Consider the following 11,699-nt stretch of genomic DNA (forward strand, 5'->3'; position numbering starts at 1 on the left):
GGCGCTCCGTGCGCGAACTGTTCACGGGTTGCCCGGTTTGAGGCGTCGGTAGCCTGACGCTGTGCCGCTTCCCCCTCCCCCGCCCGAACCGGCCGACCGTCCGTCCGGGCCACCGTTGCCGCCGCCGGGTGGTGACGGCAGCTCCGGCCGATCGTCGCTGCCCACTCCCCCGAGTGGTCCCGGCGCGTCCGGTGGCGCGATGGTCTGCTACCGACATCCGAATCGGACCGTCGGGCGGCGATGCACGCGATGTGGCAAGCCCGCATGTTCCGACTGCCTCCACCAGATGTCGGTCGGCAGCCACTGCGACGATTGCGTCAAGGCATCCCGACCCGACATGGCCACGCGGGCGAAGGACTGGACCGCAGGAAAGACCGCGATCGTCACCTACACCCTCATCGCGATCAACGTCGCGGTCTTCGTCGGACTCGGGCTCTGGTACGGCCTCGCCGAAACGTTCGCCGGCGACATCACCGATGCGACCCGACGGTTCGCACTGAACGCACGCTTCCTGACGGGCGAGCCGTTCCGATACCCGCTGTCGGATGGAACGTTCGCCATCAGCCAGGGCAACGAGGGGTACCGGCTGGTCACCTCCGGGTTCCTGCACTTCGGCATCCTGCACCTCGCGTTCAACATGTACTTCCTGTACATCCTGGGCAACCTCATGGAACCCCAACTCGGGCGGGTCAAGTTCCTCCTGCTCTACGCGGCCTCGCTGCTCGGTGGTTCCGCCGGGGTCATCCTCGTCGACCAGAATTCGTTCACCGCTGGAGCGTCCGGAGCCGTGTTCGGCCTGCTCGGTGCGGCCGCCGTCGGCATCTGGCAGCAGGGAATCAACCCGTTCAGCACGCAGATCGGCACGCTGCTCCTGATCAATCTCGGCCTGACGTTCTTCATCGGAGGCATCTCGATCGGCGGGCACATCGGCGGCCTCGTCGCCGGGTCGATCTGCGGTTTCGTGATGATGGCGCCCACCTACAAGAACCTTCCTGCATGGTCGCGGTACGCAACTCCCGTCGCCGTCGGCGTCGCTTCGGTCGTGATCTCCTTCGTCGCCGCCTGAATCCGATCGTCGGTGCCTGGCACCGATGAACGTTGCGACAGGTCCGTAGCATTTGCATCATGTCCTTGCGGGAGACGCACATCGATCGCATTCGCGACGGTTCGTTCGACACTCTGATCGTCGGCGGCGGGATCAACGGTGCGGTGAGCGCCGCCTCGCTGGCCGGGCGCGGGGCGAGCGTGGCGCTGATCGATCGCGGCGACTTCGCCCACTTCACGAGCCAGGCGTCCTCGAACCTCGTCTGGGGCGGCTTCAAGTACCTCGAGAACTACGAGCTGTGGCTCGTGTTCAAGCTCTGCCAGTCGCGCAATCGACTGATGCGGTCGTACCGGGCGAACATCCAGCAGATCCCGTTCTACGCCGCGCTCGACAAGGCGGGGCCCCACCCGCCGTGGTTCGCCGGCCTCGGCGCCCTCGCCTACTGGGTGATCGGTGGCTTCGGAACCCGCAGGCCCCGCCTGCTCAGCCGCGAACGCATCGAGCAGGAAGAACCGGCCATCGACACGACGAACGTCGCGGGCGGGATCGAGTACCGGGACGGGGTCCTCATCGACAACGACGCCCGTTTCGTCTTCAGTTTCGTGCGCTCCGCGATCGAAGCGGGGGCCGCCGCGGCGAACTACGTTGAACTGGTGTCGGCGGTCCGCAAGGGCGACCGCTGGATCGCTCGACTCCGCGACGTCGACACCGGCGAGGAGTTCCTCACCACCGCCCGCACGATCGTCAACGCGGCCGGACCGTTCGTGGACGAAACGAACCGCGGCTGGGGGACCACGACCGACCACCGGATCGTCTACTCGAAGGGGATCCACCTCGTCGTTCCCCGGCTCACGACGAACCGTCACGACCAGGTGCTGGCGTTCTACGACGACACCGAGCGGCTGTTCTACGTGATCCCGATGGGGCGGCGCTCCGTGATCGGGACCACCGACACGCGCGTCGACACCCCGTACACCGAGGTCACCGCGGACGACGTCGAGTTCCTCCTGGACCAGATCAACGACCGGATGGACCTCGACCCACCGCTGACCTCCGCGGACATCATCGCCGAGCGGTGCGGTGTCCGCCCCCTCGTCGTCAAGTCGCGCGGCGGTGATCAGACCGAGGTCGACTGGACCAAGCTGTCACGCAAACACGCCATCGAGACCGACCGCGACGAGCGGGTCGTCACCATCTTCGGCGGCAAGCTCACCGACTGTCTGAACGTCGGCGAAGAGGTGGCCGCCGAGATCGAAGCGATCGGCATCCCGCTCGAGAAGGACCTCCACAACTGGTTCGGTGAACCGGCAAAGGCGACCCGCAAGGAGTTCTTCCGCCAGGCCCGGCTGATGAAGCTCGACGGGCTGCGCACCAAACCCGACGTCGAGCCGTTGTCGGACCGACTGTGGCGCCGCTACGGCCGCCGCGCGTTCGCGATGCTGGACGCGATCCGCAGCGAGCCGGCGATGGCCGAGGACATCATGGGTTCGGCCGACTACATCCGGATCGAACTCCACGAGGCCGCCCGATCCGAGATGGTCACCAAGCTCGAGGACTTCATGCGCCGCCGCTCCAAGATCGAACTCGTGGTGCCCGACGCCGACATCGAGAGTTCGGCCGGCCTGCGCGAGGTCGCCGAGATCCTGTTCGGAGCCGACGATGCCGACCGACGTCTTGCCGAATACTTCGGTGGTGACGACCGCGTCCCCGAAGCGGTCCGCATGGGTCCCCGTCCGAGTGACGCGACCAGGACCGCTGCCGACGCACTGGTGTCGCCACGATGATCAATGTGTTGCGGCGTTGGTTCGGCTCGTCGACCATCACGTTCGATCCGGATTGGGAGCCGATCCTGCTCGAGCAGTTCGCCCACTGGAGCGCACTCGACGATGCGGAGCTCCACCGGATGCGCTACCTCCTGTCGCGCTTCGTCCACGACACGTCGTGGGAGGCCGCTCGCGGCATGGACCTGACCGACGACGTCAAGGTGATCATCGCCGCCCAGGCATCGCTCCTGCTGCTCGGTCTCGAGATCGACGAGTACTTCGACGTGTCGTCCGTGATCGTGCACAAGTCGACGGTCCGGTTGAGCGGCGCCCACCGCACCGCCGGCGGAACGATGTCCGACTCCCCACAGCGTCTCGCCGGTCAGGCCACCCCCAAGGGTCCGGTCGTGTTGTCGTGGAACGCGGTCCGTCGTGGAGCCCGGCGGCCCGAACACGGACAGAACGTCGTCTACCACGAGTTCGCGCACCGGCTCGACATGCTCGACGGCATCACCGACGGCACGCCACCGCTCGGCAGCGAGTCGGCGTCGCGCCGTTGGTCGGAGGTCTTCACCCCGGCGTTCGAACGAGTGTCGTCCGGTGATTCCGTCCTGCGTTCCTACGCGGCGACGAACACGGCGGAGTTCTTCGCCGTCGCCACCGAGGTGTTCTTCAACCGCCCGCACGACCTCGTCACGCACGAGCCGGAGATCTACGAACAGCTCCGCGGCTTCTACCACCAGGACCCCGCCAGCCGCCTCAGCGCCCCCGACCGCTGACCACCGAGCGCCGGGCCCCCTCGCACCACCCAGGAGATCGGTGAAATGTGAGACGACCCGTCGGTCTCACATCTCACCGGTGACGTGGGCGGATCGGTTGCGGTGAGAGTTGGGGCGGGCAGTTGGTCTCACATCTCACCCGCGGCGGTGGGAAGGGATGCGCGGATCTGGCATCGTGGGGAGTGTGGAAGACGTCCTGAACGCCTCGATCGAGTTCCCGACGCTGATCTTCACGGCGATCCTGGCGATCAGTGCGATCCTGTGGCTGCTGTCGCTCGTCGGAGCGCTCGACCTCGAGCTCGATGCCACCGACGGGATCCTCGACGACGCGCTCGAACCCCTGAACCTCTCCGAGGTTCCCGCCACGGTGCTGCTCACGTTGTTCGGTCTCGCGGGCTGGTTCGTCTGCGTCCTGTCCAGCGTGTTCCTGCTCGACGGGCGAAGCGGCACCGCGCTCGTGGTCATCTCGATCGTGATCGGTCTCGTGTCGGCCGTCGCCGCGCTCGTGTTCCTGATGTGGGTCGCTCCGAAGCTGGCGTCGGTGTTCGTCACCACGACGGCTCCCTCGAAGCGTGATCTGCTCGGCCGGATCGCCGAGGTCCGCTCGGCCACGGTGACCGACACCGCCGGCCGCGGCGAGGCCACCTGGCCGGACGGCACGACGTCGACCGTCGACCTCCGCACCGTCTCGGGAACCGATGTCGCACCGGGCGAGCTCCAGCGCGGTGATCTCGCCCTGCTCGTCGACTGGGACGAGGCCACCGACAACTTCACCGTCGGCCACGTGCCGGCCGAACTGACCGACAGCTGACCGATCGACGCGGTCGGGACAGCCGACGGTGATCGCACCGATCGCGTTGCCCGAGGATCGGCGACTGCGCTGCCATCGAGCGTTTCCGAACGGCCTCGCACATCGGCCGGGCCGATCAGCTTGCTGCGCGACGTCCCATCGGCCACCATGGGCGTCTCCGGGTGAGACATCGACCGCGGCACCTCGCTGGGGCGCGTCGTCACCCGATCACATAGAGAGAGCATCATCACATGGCAAGTGTCCTCGCAGCCGTGGCCGTCGTGGTCATCGTCGTCGTCGCCGTCGTCATCCTCGTCGCACTGCTCGTGTCGCGACTCTTCAAGAAGGTCCCGCAGGGCCAGGCCCTCGTCGTGTCGAAATGGCGATCGGTCGTGGTCACCTTCACCGGCCAGATCGTGATCCCCGTGATCCACAAGGCCGAGATCATGGACATCTCGGTCAAGAACATCCAGATCGAGCGTCGCGGCAAGGGCAACGGGCTGATCTGCAAGGACAACATCCGTGCGGACATCTCGATCGAGTTCTTCGTCAAGGTCGACCCGACCGAGCAGGCGGTCAAGAAGGTCGCCCAGGCAATCGGCTGCGAACGTGCCTCCGACATCGCCACACTCAACACGCTCTTCGCCGCCAAGTTCTCCGAGGCGCTGAAGACGGTCGGCAAGAAGTTCGACTTCGAGTCGCTCTACACCGACCGTGATTCGTTCCGCGACGAAATCGTCGAGATCATCGGCAAGGACCTCAACGGGTACGTGCTCGAAGACGTGGCGATCGACTACCTGGAGCAGACACCGCTCGCCGACTTCGATCCGGACAACATCCTCGACGCCGACGGCATCCGCAAGATCACGGAGCGGACCGCGGTCCAGCACATCGAGACCAACAAGGCCGAGCAGCTCGAGCGCGAGGAGACCACCCGTCGCACGGTCGACGCCGACAAGGCCGTGTTCGAGATGGAGCGCGACCGCGCCGAGGCCGAGGCGCGCCAGCAGCAGGAGATCCGCACGGTCCAAGCGCAGTCGGACGCCGAGGCGAAGTTGATCGAGGAGGCCGAACGCAAACGGTCCGAGGAAGGCCGCCTGTCCGCAGAGCAGGGCATCGGCGTCGCCAACGAGAACAAGGACCGCGAGATCGCGATCGCCGGGTTGAACCGTGAGCGCGTCGTCAAGGTCGAGGCGGAGAACATCGAGCGAGACCGACTGCTTGCCGTGACGGGTCGTGAGACCGCGGTCGCCGAAGCGGGCAAGGAGAAAGAGGAGCGGGCGCGCGAGCTCGCGGACGTCGCTCGCGGACGCGTCGAGGCAGACCTCGGGGTCGCCGAGAAGGAAGAAGCGATCGCCACGCTGCGCGTCGTCGAGGACGCCCAACGCCAGGCCGACGCCGAGATCCGGAGCGCCGAGGGCACCGCGCAGGCGCTGTTCGTCGGCACCGTGAAGGAGGCCGAGGCATCCCGCCAGGCGGCCACGTCGGAAGCCGAGCGAGCCACGATCCTCGCCCGGGCGAACGCCGACGCCGCGCAGCAGGACTCGCTGGCATCGCAACGCCGGGCCGAGGGTGCCCAGGCGGAAGCTGCCGCCGACGGGCTCGCGACCGTCCAGGTGGAGCGCGAACGCGCGGAGGCGATCAAGGCGACCGGTCTCGCCGAGGTCGACGTGAAGCGCGCCGACGCCGAGGCGGTGCAGGCGCTCGGGACCGCCGAGGGTGAGGCCACGAAGGCCCGCCTCGCCGGCGAGGGTGCCGGACTCCAGGCCAAGGCGGAGGGTGTCGGTGCGATGACCGCTGCCGGCCAGGACCACGAGGAGTTCCGCCTGCGGCTCGAGACCGACAAGGAAGTGGCACTCGCCGGGGTCAACGCCCGCGCCGACGTCGCCAAGTCGGCAGCGTCCGCGCTCGGCGAAGCGATGTCGAACGCCGACATGAAGATCGTGTCCGACGAGTCGATCGTCGAACGGATCCTGTCCGCCGCCGGTCACGGCCAGGCGATCGACGGCTTCATCGGCAACAGCGACAGCGCGAAACGCCTGCTCTCGCCGTATCTCGACGGCGAGGAGAACCTCGTCCAGGACGTCGCCGAGGGAATCGGTGGCGTCGGCGCCTCCGGAATCCGCGACCTGACGGTCGCCGAGTTCGTGGCGCGGCTCGGTGGACGGCTCGGCGACGGCCAGGGTGGCTCGGCGCTGATCGATCAGCTTCGTGACGCCGTCGAGTCGAGCGGGATCGCCGGCGATTCGGTCGCCGACGTGATCGATGTCGACTGACCGGGAGCGCGTCGACCCGCGAGCGACCCGATGACCGATACCCCCACCACCGACGCCCAGCAGGCGCAGGAGGACGAGACCCTGCGCGGCGGGAGCTACGACCTGCTGCGTCGCCGCGTCGCGACGCAGACCGGCGCGCTCGAGGACATCGCCCACGCGATCGACGCGGATCGGGTCGAGGCGTTCGGCTCGGTCGGTCTCGCACTTACCGGTGCCGACCGACTGGCGACCGATCTCGCGTGCCTCCCACGCGACATCGCTCGGATCGGCAACCTGCTGCTGCTCGGCTTCAACCTCGATGTCGAGCTGAGCGTGCAGCAACCCGAGCAGGTCTTCGCCCTGTACGAGGTCGCCGACATCGAGAGCGATCAGCCGCAGCTCAGCCCGATCGCCGATGACGACCCACGGAACTTCCTCGCCGACCCGGAGTTCCGCACCGAGTTCGACAAGCTCGTCCGCTTCTTCGGCAAGACCCGGTTCTCCGACCTGCGAACCACACAGAACCAGCTGCTTGCGGTGTTCCAGGTCGGCGATCGGATCGATGACGTGCGCGTGTTCCGGTGGACGCTCACGGGAGAACGCACGACACGCACCGCCACGTTCGTCGATGCCCGTGGCGACCGCGACTACACGTGGCCGCCACCCCACGACCAGCGCTGGACCACAGCGAGTCGTGAAGATCAGCGCGCCGGGGCCCACCCGGTCGTGTCGATCCAGGACGAGGTGTTCGTCGGCTTCCGCGGCGGGCGACTCCAGCTGCGGGTCGAGACCGGTGAGGGCGGGTCACACGCCGAGATCGACGAGACGATCGCCAACTCGGGCCAATCGCTCGCCGACCTCAGGGTCGACCACCTGACGGTCGGCGACATCCTGCTGATCCGCGTCCATCTCTACGAGGAGGACCCGCGCACCTACGTGTTCTCCCGTCGGAGCCGTACCGGGCGTCGCGTCGATGCGGCCGGCGTCGCCTCGCGTCTGCTCCCCGGTGGCGAGGGGCTGATCTTCCCCGGCGGCTACCACCTCACATCGACCGGTACCAGGGTCTTCGACGTCGACGTGACCGGGCTGCGCTTCGAGGAGTTGATCGCCGCGCCCAACGGCGAGGACGTGCTGTACGTCTTCCACCGCCTCGACCTCGGCGAGTACCTGCTCATGCCGTACAACCTCGTCCGGCGCGAAGTGTCTCAGGTGATCACGTGTCATGGTTTCGCCACGTTCAACGATGGCTCGATGGTCCTGTTCCGCGACCAGGCACAGGACATCGACGCCGCGAAGATCCACCCGATCCAGTGGTGGCAGACGCCGTTCGCCGATCCCGATCACGTCCCCGACGCCGGTGACACCAACCCATGGATGCAACGCGTCGGCAACGCCGCACTCGTGTCGGGACTGGGCGACGTCTACGACATCGTCCGGCTGAGCCGCGACGACGAACCGACCGCTCGCTCGTGGGAGGGGTTGGCCTCCAGCACGCGCCGTGCCATGGACCAGCACCTCTGGTTCGTCGACGAGGAAGCGCACGGACTGCACGCTGCAGCGCACGAGGTGTTGACCACTGCGGGACAGTTGCTCGACGAACACAAGCTCGTCGAGCGCAAGCGCTCCGCTGCTCGCGCGACGTTGGCAACGGCCGAGGCCGACGTGCGGCAGGTGCTCAATGGGATCTCCACCGCGTCGACCCCTGATCAGGTCGTCGGCGCGCTCGGGCAGCTGCGTCGTGCGCGCGGCGAGTTGTCCGTCGTCGCCGACACCGACGCGATCGACACCGAACGTGTCGAGACGCTGATCGGCGAACTCGACGCCGGCGTCACCGAACTGTCCGAGCGGGCGGTCGACGTGCTGTCCCGACCCGCCGCGTTCGCGACGCTGGAGTCGAAGATCGCGACAGCGGAAGCCGCCGTCGGCGATGCCACCACGTCCGCCCAGCTCGACGAGATCGCCGAGCGGCTCGATGTACTCGGCAACGACCTCGACGCGGTGGTCGACACGGTCTCGGCGCTCGAAGGCGGCGATCCGACCGTGCGCACGACGATCGTGCGCAGCGTTTCCGAGGTCACCGGCGCGGCCAACCGTGTCTCGGCGCAACTGGACTCGAAGCGCCGCAACCTCGGGGCCACCGAGACCGCGGCCGCGTTCGACGCCGAACTCGCGCTGGTGGAGCAGACCCTGAACGGCTCCGTGTCCGCCGCCGCGACCGCCGAGGAATGCGATGCCGTCCTGGCACGGCTGCTCGTCACGATCGAGCGATTGGAATCGCGCTACGGCGACGATCCCGATCACAGCGCCTCGATCGCGGAAGTGCGTTCGACCGCACACGAGGTGGTCGGTGAGCGTCGTACCGCGCTGCTCGACGAACGGAACCGTCGCGCGACCCGGATCGTCGACGCCGCGACGCGCCTGCTCGAAACCGTCACCCGCCGCGCGAGCGAGTTCGCCGACGACAAGGAGGTCGCGTCGTTCTTCGCGACCGATCAGTTGACGTCCCGAGTTCGCGAACTGGCCGACGAACTCGAATCGCTCGACGACGCAGGACGCGCGGCGGAGGTGCGCAGCGGTCTCCGCAACGCGATGGAGGAGGCGCGTCGGCGGATCCGTGACAAGGCGGCCCTCGTGTCCGACGACGGGGCGGTCGTGCTCGGTGGCGTTCGCCTCGCACCCAACACCCAACCGTTCGAGATGGTGCTGTCGGCTCGTTCCGACGAGCAGGGGAACGACACGGTTGCCGCCACGATCACCGCGACGGACTTCGCCGTCGATGCCACGGCCGAACTCCAGGACTATGCCGACCTGCTCGGACGATCGTTCCCATCGGAAACGTCGGATGTCTCCCGCAGTGAATACCTGGCGTGGGCGGTGCTGGAGAAGATGGTCGAACGACCAGGTGGCCTCCAGGAACTCCTCACGGCAACCGCCAACCCAGCGGCCATGAACACCATCTGCCAGGCCGAAGCCGAGCGGCGCCACGGCGACGGATACCAGCGCGGTGTGCACGACCAGGACGCGGCGCGGATCCTGACCGCCGTCATGCCGTCGCTCGAAGCAGAGCCGCTGTTGCGGTTCACCGGTCTGGTACGTGGTCTCGCTCGGCTGTGGCTGTCCCAGCTCGACGACGATGCGGTCGCCGCATGGGTGGCGAAGTCGAAGGCAGCTGACACCGCGGCGCAACGCCTCGGGGCGACCGGGCCGGCCGAACGCTTGGCCGAGGAAGCGCGCTACGAGATCGAACAGTTCGTGGCCGCCTCGGCCGCTCCCCCAGCGCACCGGTCCACGTTCGGTCCCGTGCAGATCGACCGCGCCGCCAGCTATCTGGTCGACGAGTTGGCGGTCGGCCCTGACGTCGTGGCGTCGTCCACGGCGACGGCCCTCGTCGGTGAACTCCGGGGCGATCTCGGCGACGACGGGGTCGCCGAACTCGAAGTGGCGCTGGCTGCCGAACCCGATGCGGTCGAACGTTTCGTGCTCGCGCACGACTGGGTCACGGCCTACGTCGCGGCAGACGAATCTCGTGCCGACAAGGTGTTCGACATCGCCGAGGCGGCAGCGATGCTCGCCACCCCTGAACTCGCGGTCCGTCGCGCGAACCAAGGCGGGGCGATCACGGTCACCGGGCTCGTCGCCGATCACCGCCGGATCGTCGACGGCGAACTGGTCACGCGCACCGACGAACTCGCCGAAGGGGCAGGCGCGCTGTTCGCCGAGATGCAGACGCGCTGGCCCGAGTACAGCGATGCCCGCCGTCGGGTGGTCGAGCGTCAGCGCCAGGAGGTGAAGCTCGACGAGCACCGTCCACGGGTGATGTCCGGATTCGTGCGGAACACGTTGATCGACACCGCGCTGCTGCCGCTGTTCGGTCCCAACCTCGGTCGCCAGCTCGGAACGGTCGACCCGACCGACGTCGCACGGCAGGGTCTGCTCGTCGTCGTGTCACCGCCCGGCTACGGCAAGACGACCCTGATGGAGTGGATCGCCGATCGACTCGGGCTGCTGATCGTCAAGGCGAATGGCCCGGCACTGGGACACGACACGACCAGCCTCGACCCCGGCGACGCTCCGAACGCCGCCGCGCGAGCCGAGGTCGAGAAGATCAACCTCGCGTTCCGGATGGGCCGCAACGTGATGCTGTACCTGGACGACATCCAGCACACATCGCCGACGCTGCTGTCCCGGTTCATCCCGCTCGCCGACGCGACCCGGCGTGTCGAAGGTGTCGTCGACGGTGAGCCGACGACGTTCGATCTGCGCGGGAAGCGGTTCTGCGTGGTGATGGCCGGCAACCCGTACACGACGGGCGGCGGCCGCTTCGAGATGCCCGACATGCTCGTCAACCGCTCCGACGTGTTCAACCTCGGCGACGTGTCGGGTGAGCACGCCGAGGCGTTCGCCCGTTCCTACATCGAGAACTCGCTCACCGCGTGCCCGACGGTGGCGCCGCACGCGTCGAAGCTGCTCGACGACCTGGGGCCGGTGTTGGAGATGGCGTCCGGTCGCAAACCGGTGGAGACGAGCGGCCTCGACCACGCGTGGGACGGCGCGGAACTGGATGCGACGGTGCGGGCCGTGGCGATGCTGCGCCGAGCCCAGGACGTGTTGCTGAAGGTGAACGCCGCGTACATCGCGTCGGCGGCCACGGCCGACGAGGATCGCACCGCTCCCCCGTTCCTGCTCCAGGGCTCGTACCGCAACATGGGGCGGATCGCCGGGCGGGTCGTCCCCGTGATGTCCGAGGCCGAGCTCGACGATGTCGTCGACGACCACTACAACTCCGAGGCCCAGACGCTCACCGACAAGGCCGAGCAGAACCTGCTCGCCTACCGCGCGCTGTCGGGCCACATGAGCGAAGCGGATCGTGAACGGTGGGCCGAGATCCTCGATCGGACGGCAGCCAGGGCCGCCGCCGCGGACGGTGTCGGCCGCGTCGTCGGCGCCCTCGACCGTCTCACCGGCGCGGTCCTCCACGATCCCGACGACCCCGGCCCCCTCGGACCTCGCTGACCTCCACCGTCGGCACCATTCCGTGCCATTCCGTGTCAGACACCCGATGGTTCG

6 protein-coding genes are annotated in these 11,699 nt (G+C 67.9%); all 6 read left to right on the forward strand.

Annotated elements, in window-relative coordinates:
• Window positions 1–286 precede the first annotated feature (286 nt).
• The 6 genes from ON45_RS14245 to ON45_RS14270 all read left to right on the forward strand — a co-directional run bounded on the left by ON45_RS14245 (window position 287) and on the right by ON45_RS14270 (window position 11,645).
• Complete coding sequence (locus ON45_RS14245) at window positions 287–1,066, forward strand: rhomboid family intramembrane serine protease (RefSeq protein ID WP_051063091.1); 780 nt, start codon at window positions 287–289, stop codon at window positions 1,064–1,066.
• A 59-nt stretch (window positions 1,067–1,125) separates the two neighbouring features.
• The gene (locus ON45_RS14250; protein WP_051063092.1) at window positions 1,126–2,829 is read left to right on the forward strand and encodes a glycerol-3-phosphate dehydrogenase/oxidase; all 1,704 of its coding nucleotides are present in this window, start codon (window positions 1,126–1,128) and stop codon (window positions 2,827–2,829) included.
• Complete coding sequence (locus ON45_RS14255; protein WP_051063093.1) at window positions 2,826–3,587, forward strand: M90 family metallopeptidase; 762 nt, start codon at window positions 2,826–2,828, stop codon at window positions 3,585–3,587. The genes ON45_RS14250 and ON45_RS14255 overlap by 4 nt, the downstream gene beginning before the upstream one ends.
• Before the next feature lie 184 nt (window positions 3,588–3,771).
• Window positions 3,772–4,398: a DUF1449 family protein gene (locus ON45_RS14260; protein ID WP_040494666.1), complete on the forward strand. Its 627-nt coding sequence runs from the start codon at window positions 3,772–3,774 to the stop codon at window positions 4,396–4,398.
• 230 nt (window positions 4,399–4,628) lie between these two features.
• Window positions 4,629–6,653: an SPFH domain-containing protein gene (locus tag ON45_RS14265; protein ID WP_040494667.1), complete on the forward strand. Its 2,025-nt coding sequence runs from the start codon at window positions 4,629–4,631 to the stop codon at window positions 6,651–6,653.
• Between the two features lie 30 nt (window positions 6,654–6,683).
• Window positions 6,684–11,645 (forward strand): DNA repair ATPase, encoded by a 4,962-nt coding sequence (locus ON45_RS14270; protein WP_051063094.1) that lies wholly within the window; start codon window positions 6,684–6,686, stop codon window positions 11,643–11,645.
• The last annotated feature ends 54 nt before the right edge of the window (window positions 11,646–11,699 follow it).

This window comes from Ilumatobacter nonamiensis YM16-303 (assembly GCF_000350145.1).
GTDB lineage: Bacteria > Actinomycetota > Acidimicrobiia > Acidimicrobiales > Ilumatobacteraceae > Ilumatobacter_A > Ilumatobacter_A nonamiensis.